The organism is Micromonospora profundi (genome assembly GCF_011927785.1).
GTDB classification, from domain to species: Bacteria; Actinomycetota; Actinomycetes; order Mycobacteriales; family Micromonosporaceae; genus Micromonospora; species Micromonospora profundi.
In genome coordinates this window covers 1,646,544-1,667,756 of record NZ_JAATJK010000001.1, presented here as the reverse complement: position 1 = coordinate 1,667,756, position 21,213 = coordinate 1,646,544, and the positions used below count along the sequence as shown (strand labels likewise).

The window sequence follows — 21,213 nt, the reverse complement described above, 5'->3', positions numbered from 1 at the left end:
AAAAGGTCCACCAACGGACCTGTCCGATTTCTTGACGCCGACGTCGACGTCGGCTCTAATTTGAGCACCGGTACCGGGCCGACGCAACCATCCGGATCGTCGGAGACCCGGACTCACCTCCGCTTCCGACCCCGGTCCGATCGACGACGCTTGGAGCTCTCCGTGGACTTCGCCTACTCGCCCACCTCCGCCGCCCTGCGCGAAACCCTGCTGACGTTCATGGACGAGTGCGTCTACCCGGCCGAGCCGGTCTATCGGCAGCAACTCGCCGACAGCGGTGACCCGCACTTCTTTCCTCCGGTGATGGAGGAGCTCAAGCGCGAGGCACGCGCCCGTGGCCTCTGGAACCTGTTCCTGCCGCACAAGACCCAGTGGACCGAGGGCCTGTCCAACCTCGACTACGCGCCGCTTGCCGAGATCCTGGGCCGCTCGCACATCGCCTCCCAGGCGCTGAACTGCTCCGCCCCGGACACCGGGAACATGGAACTGCTCACCATGTTCGGCACCGAGGAGCAGCAGAAGCAGTGGCTCCAGCCCCTGCTGGAAGGCGAGATCCGTTCCTGCTTCGCGATGACCGAGCCGGCGGTGGCCAGCTCCGACGCCCGCAACATCCAGTGCTCGATCGTCCGCGACGGCGACGAGTACGTCATCAACGGCCACAAGTGGTGGATCTCCGGTGCCGGCGACGCCCGGTGCAAGATCGCCATCGTGATGGGCAAGACCGACCCCGACGGCCCCACCTACCGGCAGCAGAGCATGGTCCTCGTGCCGCTGGACACCCCGGGCGTCACGCTCGTCCGCAGCCTCACCGTCATGGGCTACCAGGACCAGGAGGGGCACTGCGAGATCACGTTCGAGAACGTCCGGGTGCCGGTGACGAACCTGCTGGGCGAGGAGGGCGGCGGCTTCGCGATCGCCCAGGCGCGGCTCGGACCGGGCCGGATCCACCACTGCATGCGGTCCCTCGGGGCGGCCGAGCGCGCCCTGGAGCTGCTCTGCCAGCGGGTGACGTCCCGCGTGGCGTTCGGCGGCCCGCTGTCCGAGCAGGGTCAGATCCAGCGCTGGATCGCCGACGCGCGGATCGAGATCGACCAGGCGCGGCTCTACACGCTCTACACCGCCTGGCTGATGGACACCCAGGGCAACAAGGCCGCCCGGACCCAGATCTCCGGGATCAAGGTCATCGCCCCCAACGTCGCGCTCCGCGTGCTCGACCACGCCATCCAGGCGTTCGGCGCCGCCGGCCTCGGACCGGACACCCCACTGCCCAGCATGTACGCCCACCAGCGCACGCTGCGCTTCGCCGACGGCCCGGACGAGGTGCACCGGCGCTCGATCGCCCGTGCGGAGCTGAACGCTCAGACATCAGCCTGACCGGAACGATGGCGGCGTGGGCGACAAGGCAGAGGAGCTGACCGTGGGGATCTACCCGGACCGCGTGCTGGTGGCCAACCGGGGCGAGGTGGCCGTCCGTGTGCTGCGGACGCTCGCCGACCTCGCCGTGCCGTCGGTGACGGTGTACGCCGCCGACGACGACCGCTGCCTGCACGTACGCCGGGCGGACCAGGCGGTGCCGCTGCCCGGCGCCGGAGTCGGGGCGTACCTCGATCAGAACGCGTTGATCGAGGCCGCCCACGCGGCCGGAGCCACGGCCGTGCATCCCGGCTGGGGGTTCCTGAGCGAGAACGCCGAGTTCGCGCGCCGCTGCGCCGAGGCCGGGTTGGTGTTCGTCGGTCCGGCGCCGCAGGTGCTGCGGGTGCTTGGCGACAAGACCGCAGCCCGCGCGGCGGCGGAGTCGGCAGGTATCCCTGTGGTGCCGGCGACCGGGCCGGCGACGTTCGACGAAGCGGCGAAGTTCCTGGCCGGCGCGCCGGAGGGCATCATGCTCAAGGCCGTTGCCGGTGGCGGCGGGCGCGGGATGCGGCCGGTCACCGACCCGGCCGACCTGGCCGCCGCGTTCGAGCGCTGCCGGTCCGAGGCGCTCGGCGCGTTCGGCGACGGCACCCTCTACGCCGAGCAGCTGCTCACCGGCCGCCGGCACATCGAGGTGCAGATCGTCGGCGACGGCACCGGCGCGGCCGTCGCCCTCGGCGACCGGGACTGCAGCCTCCAGCGGCGCCGGCAGAAGGTGGTGGAACTCGCCCCGGCGCCCGGACTGACCGCTGGACTACGCGACGCGGTGCACGACGCGGCGGTACGCCTGGCCGCCGGACTCGGCTACCGCGGGGTCGGCACCGTCGAGTTCCTCGTCGGCACTGACGACTTCGTCTTCCTGGAGGCCAACCCGCGCCTGCAGGTCGAGCACACGGTCACCGAGCAGGTGTTCGACGTCGACCTCGTGGAGATCCAGCTGCGCCTGGCAGCTGGAGCGAGCCTCGCCGACATCGGTCTGGACGGGCCCGCGCCGAAGCCTGCCGGAACGGCGATCCAGCTGCGGGTCACCACCGAGACGGTCCGCCCCGACGGCGGCAGCCTGCCCGCCACCGGCGTACTCACCGCCTTCGACCCGCCCGCTGGCCGGGGCGTACGCACCGACACCCACGGCTACGCCGGCTACCGGGTCGGCACCGGGTACGACTCGCTGCTGGCCAAGGTGGTCGTGCACGAGCCCGGCGGTGACCCGTCGGTGCTGCGGCGCAAGGCGTCCCGGGCGCTCGCGGAGTTCCGCGTCGAGGGCGTGGACACGAATCTGGGCGTACTGGGGCGGCTTCTGGAGCACCCCGAGGTGACCGACGGGACCGCGACGACCGCCTTCCTCGACGAGCACGCCGCCGGCCTGGCCACCGCGCCGGCCCGGGAGCCGCTGTGGTTCCCCGGCGCCGACGTCGATCCGGCCGCCGCACCCGAGCCGGAGCAGGCCACGGACGGCATCGCGGTCCGGGCACCCATGGAGGCCACTGTCATCGCGGTCCCGGCTGCCGAGGGCGACCAGGTGACAGCGACGTCCGTCCTGGTGGTGCTCGAGGCGATGAAGATGGAACACCAGGTCGTGGCTGGCGCGAGCGGCGTGGTGGACCGGCTGCCGGTGGCCGTCGGCCAGACCGTGCACCCCGGCACGCTGCTCGCCTCACTGCTGGCCGGCGAGGTCGCGGCGACGACTGTCGACACGGTGGCCGAGGCCGACCCGGACCTGATCCGCCCCGACCTGCGGCGCGTCCTGGACCGGCAGCACAAGACCCGGGACGAGGCGCGGCCGGACGCCGTGGCGAAGCGGCACGGCCGAGGGCACCGCACCGCCCGGGAGAACCTCGACGACCTCTGCGACGCGGGCACCTTCTCCGAGTACGGCTCGCTGGTCCTTGCCGGCCAGCGGGCGCGGCGCAGCCTCGACGACCTGATCGACCGGACCCCCGCCGACGGCCTGGTGGCCGGTGTCGGCCAGATCAACCGCACCGGCTGCGTGGCGATGGCCTACGACTACACGGTGCTGGCCGGCACCCAGGGCTACAACGGGCACCGCAAGAAGGACAGGCTCTTCGAGCTTGCCGAACGCAACAGGTGGCCGGTCGTCATGTTCGCCGAGGGCGGCGGCGGGCGCCCCGGCGACACCGAGAACCCGGGCGTGGCCAACCTGGACACCCGCGCGTTCGCCCTGCTCGCCCGGCTCAGCGGGCTCGTGCCGACGGTGTCGGTGGTGACCGGCAAGTGTTTCGCCGGCAACGCCGCCCTCGTCGCGTGCAGCGACTTCATCGTGGCCACCCCGGACGCCAACATCGGGATGGCCGGACCTGCGATGATCGAGGGCGGCGGCCTCGGCGTGTACCGCCCGGAGGAGATCGGGCCGACAGCGGTACACGCCGTCAACGGCGTTGTCGACCTTGTGGTCCCCGACGACGCGGCGGCTGTGCGCGCCACCCGTCAGTACCTCTCCTACTTCCAGGGTCGGCTCGACACCTGGGAGGAGCCGGACCAGCGGGCGCTGCGCCACGCGGTGCCGGAGAACCGGCGGCGCACGTACGACGTGCGTACCGTGATCGACACGCTGGCCGACCGGGACTCGGTGCTGGAACTCCGGCGCGAGCACGGCGTCGGCATGATCACCGCGCTGATCCGGGTGGCGGGCCGCCCGGTGGGGCTCATCGCCAACAATCCGCGCCACCTCGGCGGTGCCATCGACGCCGAGGGCGGCAGCAAGGCGGCCCGGTTCATGGAGCTGTGCGACGCGTTCGATCTGCCGATCGTCTCGCTGTGCGACACACCGGGCTTCATGGTCGGCCCGGCGGCCGAGGAGAGCGCGCAGGTGCGGCACTTCGGCCGGATGTTCCTGGCCGGCGCCAGCCTGACCGTGCCGATGGTGACGGTGGTGCTGCGCAAGGGGTACGGGCTGGGCGCGCAGGCAATGGCTCGCGGCGGCTTCTACGAGCCGGAGCTGACAGTGTCCTGGCCTACCGGCGAGTTCGGCGGAATGGGCCTGGAGGGCGCGGTACGGCTCGGCTACCGCAAGGAGCTGGACGCGGTCACCGACCCGGACGAGCGCGAGGCGCTCTACCAGCGGCTGGTGGCGCAGATGTACGAGCGCGGCAGCGCGCTCAACATCGCGAGCGTGTTCGAGGTGGACGACGTGATCGACCCGGCGCAGACCCGCAACCGGATCGTCGGCGTGCTGGACGCGGCTCCGCCGCCAGCACCCCGGTCCGGGAAGAAGCGACCCCTGGTCCCCGCATGGTGACCGGGCCGGCACGACGAGGAGGAGGTCGGATGAAGGCGTGGCAGGTGACCCGGTTGGGCGAGCCCACGGACGTTCTGGAGTGGACCGACGTGCCGCAGCCCCCGGCACCCGACGGCGCCCTCCGGGTCGCTGTCGAGGCGGTGGCGCTGAACTTCCCCGACGTGTTGCTGTGTCGGGGCGAGTACCAGGACAAGCCGGCGCTCCCGTTCACGCCCGGCGCTGAGGTGTGCGGGCGCATCGTGGACGGGCCGCGGGCCGGCGAACGGGTGCTCGCCGCGCCCGAGTTGCCGTACGGCGGGCTCGCCGAGCAGGTGGTCGTCGCGCCGCACCGGGTGTTCGCCATCCCTGACGACATGCCCGCCGAGAAGGCGGCCTCCATGCTGATCACCTACCAGACGGGGTACGTCGGCCTGCACACGCGCGCCCGCCTGCAACCCGGCGAGTGGCTGCTTGTGCATGCCGGGGCTGGCGGCGTCGGGTCGGCGGCGATCCAGATCGGCAGGGCCGCCGGCGCCCGGGTGATCGCCACGGCGGGCGGACCGGACAAGGTGAAGGTGTGCCGGGACCTCGGCGCGGAGGTGGTCGTCGACTACCTGTCGGAGGACTTCGTGCCGGTGGTCAAGGAGGTCACCGGCGGGGCAGGGGCGGACGTCATCTACGACTCGGTAGGCGGCGACGTCTTCGACAAGAGCCGCCGGTGCGTCGCCTTCGAGGGCCGGATCGTCGTTGTCGGCTTCGCGGGCGGCCGGATCGCCCAGGCGCCCACGAACCACGCCCTGATCAAGAACTACAGCGTTGTCGGCCTGTACTGGGGGCTGTACCACGTCAAGAACCCGGCAGTGATCGCCAGCACCCACGAGCGGCTTGTCGAGCTGTGGCACCAGGGCCTCGTCGACCCCCTGGTCAGTGAGGTGCTCCCGATGAGCGCCGCCCCGTCCGCCCTGGCCAACCTCGGCGACCGCCGCACCGTCGGCAAGGTCGTGCTCGTCAACAACCCCATCTGAGGACGTACCCATGAGTGAACAGGATCTGGTCCGCGACCGGTGCGTGGTGGTCACCGGCGGCGGCAACGGTATCGGCCGGGCGATCGCCCGGAAAATGGCAGCCCAGGGTGCCCGCGTCGTCGTCGGCGACCTGGACTCCGCCGCAGCCGAGCGGGTCGCGGCCGAGGTCGGCGGCGTCGCCGTGGGCGGCGACGTGTCGACCGACGAGGGCGTGGGGCGGTTGCTGAGCGCCGCCGCCGGACGCGTCGACATCTTCTTCGCCAACGCCGGAGTGGGTGTCGGAAAGGGCATCGACACCCCCGACGCCGACTGGCACACCGCCATCGAGGTGAACGTCCTGGCGCACGTCCGTGCGGCCCGCGCGCTGATCCCCGACTGGCTGGAGTCCGGCGGCGGCCGGTTCGTGGTGACCGCCTCCGCGGCGGGACTGCTCACCATGCTCGGCAGCGCGCCGTACTCGGTGTCGAAGCACGCGGCCGTCGCGTTCGCGGAGTGGCTCTCGGTCACCTACGGGCATCGCGGCATCACCGTCCAGGCGCTCTGCCCGCAGGGGGTACGGACGAAGATGCTCGACGACTCGGGCGAGTTCCGGGATCTGCTGAGCCATGACGTCGCGTTGGAGCCCGAGCAGGTCGCCGAGGTGGTCTGGGAGGCGCTGCACGACGACCGGTTCCTGATCCTGCCGCACCCCGAGGTGCAGCGGTACTACGAGACCCGCGCGGGCCGGACCGACGCCTGGCTGACCGGCATGCGCAAGCTCCAGAAGCGCTTCGACGACGCGGCGGTGACCCACAATGGCTGAGCGCAAGGTAGCTGTCGTGACCGGCGCGGCACGCGGAATCGGGGCGGCGGTGGCCACCCGGCTCGGCGCTGACGGTTTCGCCGTGGCCGTGTGGGACCTGGACGCCGACGGGTGCGACAAGATGGTGGCCGACCTGGGCGAGAAGGGCGTTCCGGCGTACGCGGTGGTCGCCGACGTGTCCGACGAGGCGGCAGTCGTGGCCGGTGTCGAGCAGATCGCGCAGCGGCTGGGCCCGCCGGTGGCGCTTGTGAACAACGCTGGCGTCCTGCGTGACAACCTGCTGTTCAAGATGTCCTCAGCGGACTGGGACACGGTTCTCGGAGTGCACGTCCGGGGCGCCTTCCTCATGAGCCGGGCGGTGCAGGCACACATGGTCCAGCAGCGGTGGGGACGGATCGTGTCGTTGTCCAGCACCTCGGCGTACGGCAACCGTGGCCAGGCGAACTACTCGGCGGCGAAGGCGGCGCTTCAGGGCCTGACCAAGACGCTCGCCGTCGAGCTGGGCCCGTTCGGCATCACCGCGAACGCGGTGGCGCCCGGCTTCGTGCAGACCGAGATGACCGCCGCTACCGCGCGGCGGATCGGCCGCCCGTTCGACGAGCTGATCGCCGAGGCGGCCGCCGGGATTCCGGTACGCCGGGTGGGGCAGCCGGAGGACATCGCCGAGGCGGTCTCGTTCTTCCTGGGGGAACGGGCCGGCTACATCAGCGGTCAGGTGCTCGACGTGGCGGGCGGGCCGCAGCGATGAGGGTCTTCACGGGCATCGAGGAGTTGCGCGCGGCCGTCGGCGAGCACCTGGGGCACAGCGACTGGCACCTCGTCACGCAGCAGCAGGTGGACACGTTCGCCGAGGCCACCGGCGACCACCAGTGGATCCACGTCGATCCGGAGCGGGCAGCCACCGGGCCGTTCGGTGCGACGATCGCGCACGGTTTCCTCACCCTCTCCCTGATTCCGACGCTGGCCGCACAGGTGTACCGGGTGGACGGTATGAGCATGGGCGTGAACTACGGCTCGGACCGGCTGCGGTTCCCCGCGCCGGTGCCCGTCGGGTCGCGGATCCGTGCCGGGATCACCCTCACCGGTGTGCACGAGGCCCGTCGCGGTTTCCAGGTCACCTCGGACATCCAGATCGACCTGGAGACGGGCGGACCGCCAGCATGTGTGGTCGCCGCCATCTCGCTGCTCGTCCCCTGATCCGCAACTCAGAAACAGGAGCGAATCGCGTGCAGAATTCTTTCGAGGGCCGGACCGCTGTGGTCACCGGCGCGTCGCGCGGGATCGGTCTCGCCGTGGCCCGCCACTGGCACGAGCAGGGCGGGAACGTGGTGCTCACAGCCCGCACCGCCGAGGCCGCCGAAGCCGCCGCCGCGACGCTCGGCGAGCGGGCGCTCGGCTTCGGCGCGCACGTCACCAACCAGGACCGCGCCCAGGCGTGCCTGGAGACCACACTGGAACGCTTCGGACGCATCGACCTGCTGGTGAACAACGCCGGCACCAACCCGGCGTTCGGGCCGGTGGTCGAACAGGACCACGGGCGCTTCGCGAAGCTGATGGACGTCAACCTGTGGGGTCCGGTGCTGTGGACCTCGCTGGCCTGGCGGCTGTGGATGCGGGACAACGGTGGCGCGGTCGTCAACGTGGCGTCGCTGGGCGGGCTGGCGGTGAGCCCCGATCTCGGTCTGTACCACGTCTCCAAGGCGGCACTGATCCACCTGACCCGGCAGTTGGCTCTGGAACTGGCACCCGGGGTACGGGTCAACGCCGTCGCGCCGGGAGTGGTCCGGACCCGGCTGGCCGAGGCGCTGTGGAAGGAGAACGAGGCCGACGTGAACGCTGTGACACCGCTGGGGCGGATCGGCGAGCCCCTCGACGTGGCGGAGCTGGTGGTCTTCCTGGCCTCCCGCTCGGCGTCCTGGATCACCGGTGAGACGGTCCTCGTCGACGGTGGGCAACTGCTCACCGGCTCCGCTGTCGAGCCGGTCGGCGCCTGAGATGGCAGTGGATGTCGTTGCGCTCGGGCGCTGGCTACGGCAGTCGGGGCAGCCCGTGGTCGAGCCGCTGACCGCGACCCGGATCGGCCTCGGCCAGTCCAACCTCACCTATCTGCTGACCGACGCGGCGGGCTGGCGTGCCGTGGCCCGCCGGCCGCCGCTCGGGCACCTCCTCGCCTCGGCGCACGACGTCGCCCGCGAGCACCGCATCCTCGCCGCGCTGGGCCGGACCGACGTGCCGGTCCCCCGCGTCCTGGGTCTGTGCCGCGACGAGCAGGTGGCCGATGTCCCGGTGCTGATCGTCGAGCACGTCGAGGGCCTCGTCGTGGACAGGGTGGAGACCGCGGCGGCCATGACGCCCGAGTTGCGCAGCGCCGTCGGCCTGGAACTGGGCCGGGTGCTCGCCGACCTGCACGCCGTCGACCCGGCCGAGGTGGGCCTGCACGACCTGGCCAGCCACTCCCCGTACGCGCCACGGCAGTTGAAACGGTGGTCCCGGCAGTGGGCCGCCAGCCGTACCCGTGAACTGCCCGAAGTGGAGAAGCTGACAGCCCTGCTGCACGATCGGATTCCCGAGCCCGGCGACCTGGTGCTCGTGCACGGCGACTTCCACCTGGTCAACCAGATCGTCGATCCGTCGTCCGGTGCCGTCCGCGCGGTGCTGGACTGGGAACTCTCCACTCTCGGCGACCCGCTGGCCGACCTCGGCAGCCTGCTCGCCTACTGGCAGGAGCCGGACGACCCGCCCCTGGGCCTGTTCAACGCCTCCCGCCTGCCCGGGTTCCCGTCAAGAGCCGAGGTGAGCGCCGCGTACGCCGAACGGTCCGGCCGTGACCTGGCCGCGCTGCCGTTCTGGCACGTGCTCGGCCTGTGGAAGGTCGCCATCATCCTGGAGGGCGTGTACCGCCGCGCGCTCGACGAACCGGCGAACGCCGCGCTGCCGGGCTCCCTGCCGGACCGTGCCGTCGTCGACCGTCTCGTCGCTCAGGCCTGGTCGGTGGCGTACGAGACGGGGCTGGCCGACTGAACGGGGCGATCCCGCACGCAGGCCGGGTCAAACGTCGCAGGATGGTGTCATGTTTCACCGTGGTCTTCTCCGGTAGGCCGCTGTGACCACCCGGTAGTCTTGATCGGGTCCAGACTGTACGTATATGTCCCGCACCGGAGGGGTGACCATGCCCGATCGCATCGACGTCACACGCCTGCAGGAGACGCTCGACGGGCCGTGGGCAAAGGTCCGCCACGCGCATCGGGAGCACCTCGACGAGCGCTTCCTTCCGGTGTACGGCGAGACAGGCGATCAGGCACGTGAGCGGATCACCCGGCTACTCGGCGAACTCCCCGTCGAGTTGGGCATCGCGTCGGCCTTTCCCGCCGAGTACGGCGGCGGATCCGACGTGGGCGGCTCGATCGTCGCCACCGAGATGCTGGCCCAGGTCGACCTGTCGCTGATGGTCAAGGCCGGCGTGCAGTGGGGCCTGTTCGGCGGCGCGGTCGCCGCCCTGGGCACCCGTCGGCACCACGACGCCTACCTCCGGGACATCATCTCGGGCACGATCTTCGGCTGCTTCGCGATGACCGAGACCGGTCACGGCTCCGACGTCCAGCAGCTGCGCACCACCTGCACGTACGACCCGCAGACGCAGACCTTCGACCTGCACACCCCGCACGAGGCGGCCCGCAAGGACTACATCGGCAACGCCGCCCGCGACGGACGGATGGCTGTGGTCTTCGCACAGCTGATCACGAACGGTGAGGGGCACGGCGTACACGCGTGGCTGGTCCCGATCCGCGACGCCGAGGGCAACCCGCTGCCCGGCGTGACGATCGGCGACGCCGGCCCCAAGGCCGGTCTGCTCGGTGTCGACAACGGCCGGTTGAGCTTCGACCACGTGCGGGTGCCCCGCGACATGCTGCTGGACCGCTACGGTCAGGTCGCCGAGGACGGGACGTACTCCAGCCCCATCGAGAACGACTCCCGCCGTTTCTTCACGATGCTCGGCACCCTGGTCCGTGGACGGGTCAGCGTGGGCGGTGCCGCGGCGGCGGCCACCAAGTCGGCGCTTGCCATCGCGGTGCGCTACGGCGACATCCGCCGCCAGTTCGGCACGCCCGACTCCGACCGCGAGGTGCTGCTCAACGACTACCTTGCCCACCAGCGCAAACTGCTGCCCGCCCTGGCCACCACGTACGCGCTGCACTTCGCGCAGGCCGAGCTGGTAGCCGCGTTGCACGAGGTGCAGGGCAGCGACGGGCCTGTCGACGAGCACCGGCAACGGGAGCTGGAGTCCCGGGCGGCGGGTCTCAAGGCCGCACAGACCTGGCACGCGACCCGCACGATCCAGACGTGTCGCGAGGCGTGCGGCGGCGCCGGCTACCTGGCCGAGAACCGGCTGCCCAGCCTGAAGGCCGACACCGACGTCTTCACGACGTTCGAGGGCGACAACACGGTGCTGCTGCAACTGGTCGCCAAGGGGCTGCTCACCGGCTACCGGGACGAGTTCGGCTCGCTGGACGGCTGGGGGCGCGCCTCGTTCGTCGCCGAGCAGGTCCGCGAGATGGTGCTGGAGCGCACCGCCGCGCGGTCGCTCATCGAACGGCTCATCGGCGCCGTGCCCGGCCGCGACGAGGAGGTCGCCGTCACCGACCGGGGCTGGCAACTCAAGGCGTTCGAGGACCGCGAGAAGCACCTCCTGGACGGCGCGGTCCGCCGCCTGCGCGGTGGCGCGACCACGAAGAAGGACCGCCCCTTCGACATCTTCAACGACGTCCAGGACCACGTCCTCACCGTCGCCGCCGCGCACATCGACCGCGTCACCCTGGAGGCGTTCGTCGCCGGCATCGAGGACACCGCGGACCCGGCGGTCCAGGCGCTGCTCTCCCGGGTCTGCGACCTGTACGCCCTCAGCGTCATCGAGGCCAACAAGGGCTGGTTCCTGGAGCACGGCCGGCTCACCCCGGCCCGCGCCAAGGCGATCACCGCGGTGGTGAACAGTCTGCTCAAGGATTTGCGCCCGTACATGCGCACGCTCGTGGACGGTTTCGCCATCCCGGACGCGTGGCTGCACTGCACGATGCTGCGCGAGGAACCACGCCGGCAGGACACCATGGCAGCGCATGACGCCGCCGGCGATCCCCACGCGGCCGCGGCGTAGGGGCGGCGTCACCGAGTCGGAGATCGGACGCACAGCGCGTCGATCGCAACCTCTGTGGACCGGTGGACGTGTTGTGGGAAATCGCCGCCCCTGCCGATCCCGGAGGAACAATGACCCCGACCGCGCTCCGCGCCCTCGCGCCCGTCGCCCTACTGGCGGGCCTGGCCGGCCTGGCGGCCTGCACCAGCGCCTCCTCCCCCACTGCCGGGGCGAGCGCCACACCCACCTCTGGTGTGGCGCTGCCCTCGGCCACCGGCGACGCGGCACCGACCCGCAGCGCCGCGTCGCCTACGCCCGCCGCCGCGTCGCCTGGTGCCGGCACGAAGATCTGTCCGGTCAGCGCGGCGACCCTGCAGCGGGCGTCGGGGCTTGCGAGCACCACCCACCGGATCGACCCCGATCACATCAGGTGCGCCGGGCAGTGGGCCACGGCCGGCGTGATCGCCGTCGACCCCACGCAACAGGGCGACGGGGTGCTGCTCTTCACGTACGCCGACGGCGAGTGGAAGAAGCTCGGTGAGGGCAGCGCGCTGGAGTGCAGCCCCTTCGGCATCCCGCCGGAACTCGGCGACCAGCTCGGCTGTCTCGACCGCTGAGAGGCCGGTGCCACCGCTCGTGGGGCTCGTCAGCCACCCACGCCACGGACCGCGTCGATGATCGTCTCGGCGACCTCGCTCGGTTGGGACACCGCCATCGCGTGGGAGGCGCCGGCGACCTCACGCTGACCCCGAGCTGCCGCGCGTTCGGCCATGAACCGGTGCGCGGCGACCGGGATGTTCATGTCGGCGTCGCCGAACACGAACCAACTGGGCAGCGATCGCCAGGCGGGGTCGCCGGAGAGCGCGTCGCCCAGTGCCTGCTCGGTGATCGGCCGCTGGGTCCGGGCCCATCAGCGCGGCCATGTCGTCCGACACGTCCGCAGCGAACTGCGCATGGTAGCGGTCCTGGCCGATCGCCACCTCGTTACCGCCAGTGGACACCGGATACTGCACGAGCGTGTCGGCAAGCGTGCTGCCGGGGAACTTCCCGGACAGCGACAGCGCCGAATCGCCGGTGTCCGGTGCGAGGGCGTTGACGTACACGAGGGCTCGCACCGACGGATCGTCGGCCGCGGCCTGCGTGATCACCATGCCGCCGTAGGAGTGACCGACGAGGATGACCGGGCCGCCGATCCAGCCCATCACGTCCCGCAGGTACGCGGCGTCGGACGGGACGCTCCGCAGCGGGTTGGCGAGGGCCACCACGTCGTACGCGGCACCTAGGTGATCGATCACGCCGTTCCAGCTCGCCGACTCGGCGAACGCGCCGTGGACGAGGACAATTGTGGGCTGCGGATCGGTCATGGCGTGCGCTCCTCACGTCGTGGCTGGTCCACCCGCCGGCCGCGGCGGTCCGCATGAATACCCAGGACGCGAAAGTGAAACCTCCCCTCCACCTGTGGCCGTCAGCCGTGCCCTGCGGGCAGGACGCCGGTCAGGGACCGGCCGGCCGGCCGCCCTCGGGGTCGCGTCGGGCCGGATCCTCCGGGACCGGAACGGCCCGCCTGCCCGCCTCCGTCGATCGCGCCGCGTGCTGGGTCGGCAGCCGTGGCCCCTCGCCTGCCTCGGCGGCCAGCCGCTCGGTTTCCTGCACCAGGTAGTGCGGTCGGCGCTTGGTCTCGTAGTAGATCCGGCCGATGTACTCACCGATCACACCCAGGATCATCATCTGGATGCCGCCGAGCCCGATCACGCTGACGATGATCGTGGTGTAGCCCGGAACGTCGATGCCCTTCTCGATGGCGTCGGCGACCACCCAGGCCATGTAGGCCACCGCGATGAGGGTGAGGAACAGGCCGCCGTAGATCGCCAGGCGCAGCGGCCGGTTGTTGAACGACAGCAGGCCGTCGAACGCGTAGTTGAACAGCTTGCTGAGCGTCCACCTGCTCTTTCCCGTCTGACGGGTCTCGTTCTGATGCGCCACCACCACCGTCCGGAACCCGATCCAGGAGAACAGGCCCTTGGAGAACCTGTTGTATTCCGGCATCGCCAGGATCGCGTCCACCGCGAGCCGCGACAGCAGCCGGAAGTCACCCGCGCCGTCCTGGAGGCGTACGTCGATCCACCAGTTGACCACCCGGTAGAAGGACCGGGAGGCGACCATCCGGATGAACCGGTCACCACGCCGGTCCCGGCGGGCGATCACCTGGTCGAAGCCCTGCCGGTACAGCGCGACCATCTCGGGCAGCAGCCGGGGCGGGTGTTGGAGGTCGGCGTCCATGATGACGACCGCGTCGCCGGTGGCCCGTTGCAGGCCGGCGAGCATCGCCGCCTCCTTGCCGAAGTTGCGGCTCAGCGACGTGTAGCAGACGGTGGGGTCGGCGGCGGCGAGCCGGCGCAGCGCCGCGAGGGTGCCGTCCTCGCTGCCGTCGTCGACGTACACCACCTCGATCTCCACGTCGGACAGGTCGGCGAGCGCGGCGGTCACGCTCTCGTGCAGCCGCTCCACCGACTCTTCCTCGTTGAAGCAGGGCACCACCACTGACAGACGCATCGTCGTCACCCCGCCCGGCCCGCGCGCGGGCCTCCGTCGGCACGCGGTCGGTCAGAGGCGGTAGACAAGCGCACCATCATGATCCTCCCGGGTGATGCCGAGCCCGTCCACGGGCCGGGCCTCGATACCCTCCCACGGCGTCCCCGCGGCGCGGCTCGGCACGGCCAGCACCGACCGGACGCCGATCCCCCGCAGGTACGCCACACTGCCCGCGTCGGGGAACGACGCCACAGCGATCCGGGTCTGCGCCTGGGTGACCGGCTCGAAGCCCCCCAGCCCGTTCGTCACCCGGGGAAACCCGTCGGTCGTCCACAGCATGACCGTCAGGTCGCCCACACCGCCGGCAGGGAGCACGAGCATCGGCTCCGGCGCCGCCTGCATCGCGGCCGGCGGCCGTGGCACCGTCGGGTGAGGTGTCCGGTTGACGCCCTCCAGGGTGACAAGGGCCAGCGGCACCAGCAGGAGCACCGGCATGAGCATCCGCGTCCAGCGCCGGGGCGACGACTGGTCCGGCAGCGGGTCCGATGGCGGGGCTGACGACTGGTCCGAGGGCTGCTCCGACGCCTTGTCCGACGCCTTGTCCGACGACGGGGCCAGCGCGGTCACCAGCCCGGCGGCCAGCACCGCCAGCAGCAGGCTCGTCCAGTGCATCATCCGGCCCGGCGTACGCAGCGCGTCCCAGCCGGGCAGGAGCGTGGACAGCGTCAGGTAGCCGGGATCCCCGTCGCCGCCGAGGGTCGCGCCCAGGCCCAGCAGCACGGTGCCGAGCACGCCGAGCCCCAGCGCGATCCGGTGCCGGAACGGGAACGCCGAGACGAACAGCCCCGCCGCCGCCAACCCGATGACGGTCATCCCCGGCAGCAGCGCCATCTCCGGTGGCCAGGACAGCTGCTCCCGCGCGGCGGCGTGGCGCTCGCCCCACAGCCACGAGTCCGCTGGCGCGGTGACGAAACCGATGAGCGGAGGCGAGAACATCTTCGTCCAGTCCAGCGTTCGCTCGGCCTGGGGATTGAGGTCGACCACCCGCAGGTAGACGAGGCCGAGCAGCAGCGTCACCGCGCCGAAGACGGCCCCACCGCCCAGGTCCGCGAGCAGCAGTCGCCGGCCGAACGGCGGGCGTTCCCGCTTGCGCCACCACGACCAGCCGTAGCAGCCGGCCGCCACGAGCACGGCGGCCAGCAGGAAGTAGACGAGCGGCAGCCCGATGCCGAAGCCGAGGCTGATCTGCCAGGCGGCGACGAGCCACCCGGCAAGTGCCCAGCCGGGGCGTCGTCGCTCCGGCCGGTATCCGTGGCGCAGCGACCAACCGTGGCCACGGGCCAGCATCGCCAGGGCCAGCGCGATCCCCCCGCTGGACAGGATGTTCAGGTGGCCGGAGTGCGCCAGCCGCCACGGCGCGTACGCCCACGCGATGCCCGCGAACGCCCCGCCCCACCGGTTGGCCCCGAGCTGCCGGGCCAGCGCGTACGCCCCGAGGAAGGCAAGCGCGTGCAGCAGCACGTAGAGCACGTTGTACCTGATGACGGCGGCCTCGAAGCCGGAGCCGAGCATCCCGAACGGGGCGTACCCGAGCAGGGTGTCGCTGTAGGCGTACGTGTATCTCTCCGGATAGAACGTGTTGGAGTTCCAGAGGTTGGTGGGGTCGCTGAGCAGAGCGTGCCCGGACCAGGCGACCTGCCAGGCCTGCAATGTCGGGTCGCCGAGGTCGCCGGGGATCGTGGTCGCCGGGTGTCGCAGCGTCGGCCAGGTCAGCACCACCGCCAACAGCAGACTGCCAAGCGTCGCCACTGTCCACTCCAGGCGGGGCCAGCGCCATCGACCCCGATCGCCAGGTCTCCGGTCATCGGAGGCCTGCTCGGGTTTCGCGTGCTCGTCTGTTGGTGGGGCGCCGGTCGACCGGGTTGTCATGAAATAGATGATCCGCAATCCTCTCGACCTTGTCCATCGGCTGTCCGAGTCGTGGATCCACGCACGGTAGGCGGTCGGCACGATATCGGTCGAGGAGCACCCTCGGTGCGGCGAACGGCGGTCCACGGAGACCGACCCCGGCCAGATCCCCACAAACCCGGCCGGGGTCAGCTCCACCCCCTGAGAAACGCCACGCGGCGTACGGCTGCGCTCGCGACCGCCGCTACGAGGTGATGAAGTCCAGCAGGTCGGCGTGGAACCTCGCCTGGTAGGGGCTGCCGACGATGCCGTGCGGCGCACCCTCGTACACCTTCAGGGTCGCGTCCTTGAGCAGTTCGGCGGTCTTCACGCCGGAGATGGCGACCGGCACGATCTGGTCGTCGTCGCCGTGCACCACCAGGACCGGGATGTCGATCGTGGGGAGGTCGGAGCGGAAGTCGCTCTCCGAGAACGCGGCGACGCAGTCGTACGCGGCCTTCAGGCCCACCTGCATGCCGGCCAGCCAGAAGGCGTCGCGCGTGCCGTCCGAGATCGTGACGCCCTCGCGATTGGCGTTGTAGAACGCGGTGGGCAGGTCCTTGTAAAACTGCGAGCGGTCGCTCTCCACGCCGTTCCGGATGCTGTCGAAGGTCTCGATGGGCGCGCCCTCCGGGTTGTCAGCGGTTTGCAGGAGGAACGGCGGCACCGCACCCAGCAGCACGGCCTTTGACACTCGGCCGGTACCGTGCCGACCGAGGTACCGGACCACCTCGCCACCGCCTGTCGAGTGACCCACGAGCACGGCATCCCTGAGGTCGAGCTCCTGGATCAGCGCCGCGAGGTCGTCGGCGTACGTGTCCATGTCGTTGCCGTTCCAGGGCTGCCCGGACCGGCCGTGACCACGGCGGTCGTGGGCGATGCCGCGGAAGCCGTTGTCCGCGACGAGCCGGAGTTGAGCGTCCCAGGCGTCGGCGTTCAACGGCCAGCCGTGGCTGAACACGACCGGCCGGCCCGATCCCCAGTCCTTGTAGAAAATCGGCGTGCCGTCGAAAGCGTCGATCGTGGCCATCGGACCTCCTCAGTCGGATCTTTCCGACGAGACTGCCGGCCGAGGACGCCAGCGGGCATCTGCCATTTGACTGCTGACCCTTGTCGCGTCACCGCAGCCGCCGGCGCGGAGAGCGCGCCCTCCGCGCCGGCGGCCGGCGCGCTCGCGCGGGATCCGCACGCATAAGGTGCGGCCGGGTGGGGAAGTGCCGACGGGTCCTGATCACGAACCGGGGAGCTGCCATGGAGTACGCCGTTCACCACGTACGCCGGCCCGGTCTGACCCGGGACCTGCCGTACGGCCCGCAGGACCTTCTGTGGGTCAGCAACGCCGCCACGCTCGTGCTGGGTGCCAGCGACGCGGTGCTGATCGACACCTACGTCACGGTGGAGCAGAACCAGCAGTTGATTGACTGGATACGGTCGTTTGACCGTAGGCTCACCCACGTCTACGTCACTCACGGCCACGGCGACCACTTCTTCGGCCTGAGCCAGATAGCTGAAGCGTTCCCGGGTGTGCGGGCCGTGGCCACCGAGGCGACCGCTGCCGCGGCGGAGGTCCAGGCCGGGACCGACATGGTGGGTTCGTTCTGGGAACGGCTGTTCCCCGGTCAGATCCCGGCCCGGCTGACCACTCCGCAACCACTTGCCGACGATCACCTCGAACTCGACGGTCAGCGGTTGGAGATCGTCGAGACCGGCTTCACCGACACGCCGGGCAGCACTGTCGTCTGGGTGCCCGAGCTTCGGTTGATTGCGGCCGGCGACGTCGCCTACAACGACACCCACCCGTACCAGTCCGAATCCACTGCCGCGACACGGCGGGAGTGGGCCGCGACGCTCGATCGGCTGCGTGACCTCGACCCGGCCGCAGTGGTGGCCGGGCACGGGAATCCGGACCTGCCCGACGACCCGGGAATTCTCGCCGAGACGGCAGCCTATCTGCGCGAGTTCGACGCGCTCGACGCCCGCACCGCGACGGCCGAGGAGTTGTACGCCGCGATGCTCGACAGGTATCCACGGCGGCTCAACCCCGGCTCGCTCTGGGGCGCCGCGAAGCGGGCGAAGCAGCCCTCCTAGCCGGGGCGGCGGTGGTCCCGTTCGAATCGGCGGGGCGTCACGTCAGGTGCTGCTCGAACACACTGCTGTAGGCGTTTATGGCCGGCTGTCCGCCGAGGTGCGCGTACAGGACGTTCGAGTTCCGGGGGATGTCGCCGTTGCGGACGAGGTCGATCAGCCCGGCCATCGACTTCCCCTCGTACACCGGGTCGATGATCACGCCTTCGAGCTGGCCGGTGAGCCGGATGGCATCCAGAGTGGACTGCACGGGGATGCCGTAAAGGTCGCCGGCCCAGCCCTCCAGCACGGTGATCTCGTCGTCGCGCAGGTCACGGCCGAGTCCGATGAGTTCGGCGGTGTTGCGGGCGATCTTCGCCACCTGGGACCGGGTCTCGTCGATCGTGGCGGAGGCGTCGATGCCGAGCACCCGCCTCGGCCGGTCCTGACCGGCGAACCCGGCGATCATGCCGGCGTGGGTGCTGCCGGTCACGCTGCACACGATGATCGTGTCGAAGAAGACGCCGAGCTCACGCTCCTGCTGCTGCACCTCGTAGGCCCAGTTCGCGAAACCGAGGCCGCCGAGCGGATGGTCGGACGCGCCGGCCGGGATCGCGTACGGTGTGCCGCCTGCGACACGGACGTCGTCGAGAGCCTCGTGCCAGCTCTGCTTGAAGCCGATGCCGAAACCGGCCGGCGCGAGGCGTACGTCGGCGCCCATGATCCGTGACAGCAGGATGTTGCCGACCTTGTCGTTTACCGGGTCCGGCCAGTCCACCCACCTCTCCTGGACGAGGACGGCATTGAGCCCCGCCCGGGCGGCGACAGCGGCCACCTGACGGGTGTGGTTGGACTGCACTCCACCGATGCTGACGAGCGTGTCGGCACCCTGCTTCAGCGCGTCCGGAAGCAGGTACTCCAGCTTGCGGGTCTTGTTGCCACCGAAGGCAAGGCCACTGTTGCAGTCCTCGCGCTTCGCCCAGATCCGCGCGCCACCAAGGTGCGCGCTGAGCCGGTCCAGCGGGTGGATGGGGCTGGGGCCGAACAGCAGCGGGTAACGCTCGAACGCGTCGAGGGGCATGTCGTTCCTTCCACAGGATCCGGAGCTGGAGCGGCTCACGAGACGGAGAGTCAGATCAGGCGAGACGACGCGGATTGGCCGCCGCTCCGCCAGCGTCACGGGCGCTCCGGCATGCAATATATTGCGTGCCACTCGGGGCCTGTCAAGGATCCGGGAGAGACAACGATGAACCACTGGCCCTCCGTGGCGTCAGGTAGGTGGAAGTTGACCCACGGAAGGACCAGGATGGAAAAGAATCTTCAGCGGCGCGCCGTGCTTGCCGCGATGGCGGGCACCACTGTCGGTATCGCGGCGTCGACACCGGCCGGCGCGAACGCCACCCCGGCGACGCCCGAGCGACTGAAGGGCTACACCTATCCGCTGAGCCCGCGTGGCGTGGCCAACCTTGCCGGCAAGCCACCGTGGCACTACGTTGGCGACGCCGTCGGCGTGGAGTTCTGGACCAGCCCGGAGGCGGCCGCCGCATCCCTGCCCACCGGCCTCGACCCGGATCCGGCCAACCCCGGCCACGGTTACGCCGTGTTCATCGACTGGCAGTTCAACGGTGCCACCGACGACTACCTCGACCCGCCGTTCAGCCAGTACTCGGAGTTCCTGGTGCTGCTCGACGCGCAGTGGCAGGGCACCCCGGTGGCCTGGTGCCCCTTCATCTGGGTGGACAACGACGCCTCGCTCGCGCGCGGCTGGGTGCAGGGATTCCCCAAGAAGATGGGCTCCATCCGTCAGACCCGAGCCTTCGCCATCGACAGTCCTGCCGCGCCCACGGTCGGTAAGGGTGGCCGCTTCGCGGCGGTCATGTCCGCCGGTGGCCGGCGTCTGGCCGAGACCACAGTGACTCTCGACCGGACCACGGACCGGCTGCCCGCGCTGACGCGCCCCCTTGTCAACCTGCGTCACTTCCCGCGACTCTCCGCCGGGCAGCACGACAACCCGGCCGTACACGAGCTGACCATGTCGGTGCTCGCCAACCTGAAGTTCGCGAACACCTGGATCGGCACAGGCGAACTGCGATTCCTGCCGGCGCCCCGGGAAGAACTCGCGGACCTCACGCCGAGGCGGGTCGGCGTGGGATTCCGCGGCTCGCTGTCCTACACCGTCAACGACCTCCGCATCCTGTGAGGACAGCCCGGGACTGACGGCACCGCGGCCGAGTCTGTTCCGCCCCTTCCAGGGGCGGAACAGACGACGGGCCCGATGCGCTCACTGCGCGGGCGGGTCGTCCGGGCACTCGACATCGAAGAGCGGATCCAGGCTCAACCAGTTGTCGCGGGCGGCCAACGCTGCCCGCTCGGCGTCGCCGGCCGCACAGAAATCGATGATGCGGTCGTGCAGGGCAACCGAGTCGCGCGCGTTCAGCGAGGAGAATCGGAGCCGTTCGAGCCGGCGCAGAATCGGCGTGAACTGCTCCAGCACCGAGGAGATCGCCGAATTGGCGGAGGCCGTCACCGTGACGCAGTGGAATTCGTCGTCCGAGGCGATCGCCGCGTCGACATCGCCCGTGTGCAGTGCTTCCGCGAACCGCCGGTTGGCCGCCCGCATCGTCTCGATCTCCTCGGGCGACAGATTGGGCACCGACTGACGTACGGCAAGCTCGTGCATCGCCGCGGTGACCGACTGCGCCGCCCGGGCGGCCTGGACGTCCAGTGGAGTGACCATCGTGTAGCGGCCGGGCTTGGTCTGGACCAGGCCTGCCTCCTCCAGCCGGGCCAGCGCCTCGCGCACCGGGGTGCGGCTCACCCCGAGCCACTGCGCCAACTCCGCGTCGTTGAGCCGCTCCCCCGGCGCCAGGGTGCCGTCGACTATCGCGTCACGGATGGTCCGGAACGCATTTTCCCGCAGTAGGGCACGCGGGATGACACCCTGACGCTCGGGGATCGGCATGCAACATATTCCACACCGCGTGGAACCAACCGTCAACGAGGGGATCGCCACTACTCAACAGCGTCAATCAAGCGGCGCGACTTGGTTTCGCCGTCCCGACGGCGC

Annotated in this window: 17 protein-coding genes and 1 pseudogene; 12 read left to right on the top strand and 6 right to left on the bottom strand. The window is 70.7% G+C overall.

Annotated elements, in window-relative coordinates; all coding sequences use genetic code 11:
* The first annotated feature begins 162 nt into the window (after nt 1-162).
* The 10 genes from F4558_RS07160 (at nt 163) to F4558_RS07115 (ending at nt 12,220) form a co-directional block, all read left to right on the top strand.
* Entirely contained in the window at nt 163-1,374 is a 1,212-nt protein-coding gene (locus F4558_RS07160) for an acyl-CoA dehydrogenase family protein (protein WP_053656580.1), read from the top strand.
* A gap of 16 nt (nt 1,375-1,390) precedes the next feature.
* The gene (locus F4558_RS07155) at nt 1,391-4,669 is read left to right on the top strand and encodes an acetyl-CoA carboxylase family protein (protein WP_209273211.1); all 3,279 of its coding nucleotides are present in this window, start codon (nt 1,391-1,393) and stop codon (nt 4,667-4,669) included.
* Between the two features lie 29 nt (nt 4,670-4,698).
* On the top strand, nt 4,699-5,673 hold the full coding sequence (locus F4558_RS07150) for an NADPH:quinone oxidoreductase family protein (RefSeq protein WP_167943572.1): 975 nt from the start codon (nt 4,699-4,701) through the stop codon (nt 5,671-5,673).
* 10 nt (nt 5,674-5,683) lie between these two features.
* Complete coding sequence (locus F4558_RS07145; RefSeq protein WP_053656576.1) at nt 5,684-6,475, top strand: SDR family oxidoreductase; 792 nt, start codon at nt 5,684-5,686, stop codon at nt 6,473-6,475.
* Nucleotides 6,468-7,223 carry an SDR family oxidoreductase gene (locus F4558_RS07140; protein ID WP_167943571.1) on the top strand — a complete coding sequence of 252 codons (756 nt, stop codon included), beginning with the start codon at nt 6,468-6,470 and terminating at the stop codon, nt 7,221-7,223. Before F4558_RS07145 ends, F4558_RS07140 begins: the two co-directional genes overlap by 8 nt.
* Nucleotides 7,220-7,672, top strand: coding sequence for a MaoC family dehydratase (locus tag F4558_RS07135; protein ID WP_167943570.1), 453 nt, complete (start codon nt 7,220-7,222; stop codon nt 7,670-7,672). The genes F4558_RS07140 and F4558_RS07135 overlap by 4 nt, the downstream gene beginning before the upstream one ends.
* A 29-nt stretch (nt 7,673-7,701) precedes the next feature.
* Nucleotides 7,702-8,469, top strand: coding sequence for an SDR family oxidoreductase (locus tag F4558_RS07130; protein WP_312877284.1), 768 nt, complete (start codon nt 7,702-7,704; stop codon nt 8,467-8,469).
* A gap of 1 nt (nt 8,470) precedes the next feature.
* A complete protein-coding gene (locus tag F4558_RS07125; RefSeq protein ID WP_053656568.1) occupies nt 8,471-9,496 on the top strand; it encodes a phosphotransferase family protein in 1,026 nt (341 codons plus the stop codon).
* A 148-nt stretch (nt 9,497-9,644) separates the two neighbouring features.
* Nucleotides 9,645-11,624: an acyl-CoA dehydrogenase family protein gene (locus F4558_RS07120; RefSeq protein WP_053656934.1), complete on the top strand. Its 1,980-nt coding sequence runs from the start codon at nt 9,645-9,647 to the stop codon at nt 11,622-11,624.
* Between the two features lie 110 nt (nt 11,625-11,734).
* Entirely contained in the window at nt 11,735-12,220 is a 486-nt protein-coding gene (locus tag F4558_RS07115; protein WP_167943568.1) for a hypothetical protein, read from the top strand.
* 29 nt (nt 12,221-12,249) lie between these two features.
* On the opposite strand, the pseudogene F4558_RS07110 reads toward F4558_RS07115, so the two are convergent.
* The 4 genes and pseudogenes from F4558_RS07110 to F4558_RS07095 all read right to left on the bottom strand — a co-directional run bounded on the left by F4558_RS07110 (nt 12,250) and on the right by F4558_RS07095 (nt 17,112).
* A pseudogene (locus F4558_RS07110) lies at nt 12,250-12,967 on the bottom strand (alpha/beta fold hydrolase).
* 130 nt (nt 12,968-13,097) lie between these two features.
* Complete coding sequence (locus tag F4558_RS07105; protein WP_157552622.1) at nt 13,098-14,165, bottom strand: glycosyltransferase family 2 protein; 1,068 nt, start codon at nt 14,163-14,165, stop codon at nt 13,098-13,100.
* Nucleotides 14,166-14,207: 42 nt separating this feature from the next.
* Complete coding sequence (locus F4558_RS07100) at nt 14,208-16,064, bottom strand: putative glycosyltransferase family protein (protein ID WP_167943567.1); 1,857 nt, start codon at nt 16,062-16,064, stop codon at nt 14,208-14,210.
* 223 nt (nt 16,065-16,287) lie between these two features.
* Nucleotides 16,288-17,112 carry an alpha/beta fold hydrolase gene (locus F4558_RS07095; protein ID WP_053656560.1) on the bottom strand — a complete coding sequence of 275 codons (825 nt, stop codon included), beginning with the start codon at nt 17,110-17,112 and terminating at the stop codon, nt 16,288-16,290.
* A gap of 221 nt (nt 17,113-17,333) precedes the next feature.
* Here F4558_RS07095 and F4558_RS07090 point away from each other — a divergent pair, with 221 nt between their 5' ends.
* On the top strand, nt 17,334-18,170 hold the full coding sequence (locus F4558_RS07090) for an MBL fold metallo-hydrolase (protein WP_167943566.1): 837 nt from the start codon (nt 17,334-17,336) through the stop codon (nt 18,168-18,170).
* A 37-nt stretch (nt 18,171-18,207) separates the two neighbouring features.
* On the opposite strand, the gene F4558_RS07085 is transcribed toward F4558_RS07090, so the two are convergent.
* The gene (locus F4558_RS07085; RefSeq protein WP_167943565.1) at nt 18,208-19,227 is read right to left on the bottom strand and encodes a 1-aminocyclopropane-1-carboxylate deaminase; all 1,020 of its coding nucleotides are present in this window, start codon (nt 19,225-19,227) and stop codon (nt 18,208-18,210) included.
* Nucleotides 19,228-19,452: 225 nt separating this feature from the next.
* Between F4558_RS07085 and F4558_RS07080 the strand changes: the two genes are divergently transcribed.
* Entirely contained in the window at nt 19,453-20,346 is an 894-nt protein-coding gene (locus F4558_RS07080; RefSeq protein WP_197281555.1) for an acetoacetate decarboxylase family protein, read from the top strand.
* 81 nt (nt 20,347-20,427) lie between these two features.
* Here F4558_RS07080 and F4558_RS07075 read toward each other — a convergent pair whose 3' ends face one another.
* Nucleotides 20,428-21,108: a GntR family transcriptional regulator gene (locus tag F4558_RS07075; RefSeq protein WP_053656556.1), complete on the bottom strand. Its 681-nt coding sequence runs from the start codon at nt 21,106-21,108 to the stop codon at nt 20,428-20,430.
* Nucleotides 21,109-21,213 lie beyond the last annotated feature (105 nt).

Coding starts and splice junctions, on each gene's coding strand:
- F4558_RS07150 (WP_167943572.1), top strand. CDS start 4,699: ATGAAGGCGTGGCAGGTGACCCGGTTGGGCGAGCCCACGGACGTTCTG.
- F4558_RS07145 (WP_053656576.1), top strand. CDS start 5,684: ATGAGTGAACAGGATCTGGTCCGCGACCGGTGCGTGGTGGTCACCGGC.
- F4558_RS07140 (WP_167943571.1), top strand. CDS start 6,468: ATGGCTGAGCGCAAGGTAGCTGTCGTGACCGGCGCGGCACGCGGAATC.
- F4558_RS07135 (WP_167943570.1), top strand. CDS start 7,220: ATGAGGGTCTTCACGGGCATCGAGGAGTTGCGCGCGGCCGTCGGCGAG.
- F4558_RS07125 (WP_053656568.1), top strand. CDS start 8,471: ATGGCAGTGGATGTCGTTGCGCTCGGGCGCTGGCTACGGCAGTCGGGG.
- F4558_RS07120 (WP_053656934.1), top strand. CDS start 9,645: ATGCCCGATCGCATCGACGTCACACGCCTGCAGGAGACGCTCGACGGG.
- F4558_RS07115 (WP_167943568.1), top strand. CDS start 11,735: ATGACCCCGACCGCGCTCCGCGCCCTCGCGCCCGTCGCCCTACTGGCG.
- F4558_RS07100 (WP_167943567.1), bottom strand. CDS start 16,064: ATGACAACCCGGTCGACCGGCGCCCCACCAACAGACGAGCACGCGAAA.
- F4558_RS07095 (WP_053656560.1), bottom strand. CDS start 17,112: ATGGCCACGATCGACGCTTTCGACGGCACGCCGATTTTCTACAAGGAC.
- F4558_RS07090 (WP_167943566.1), top strand. CDS start 17,334: ATGGAGTACGCCGTTCACCACGTACGCCGGCCCGGTCTGACCCGGGAC.
- F4558_RS07085 (WP_167943565.1), bottom strand. CDS start 19,227: ATGCCCCTCGACGCGTTCGAGCGTTACCCGCTGCTGTTCGGCCCCAGC.
- F4558_RS07080 (WP_197281555.1), top strand. CDS start 19,453: ATGGAAAAGAATCTTCAGCGGCGCGCCGTGCTTGCCGCGATGGCGGGC.
- F4558_RS07075 (WP_053656556.1), bottom strand. CDS start 21,108: ATGCCGATCCCCGAGCGTCAGGGTGTCATCCCGCGTGCCCTACTGCGG.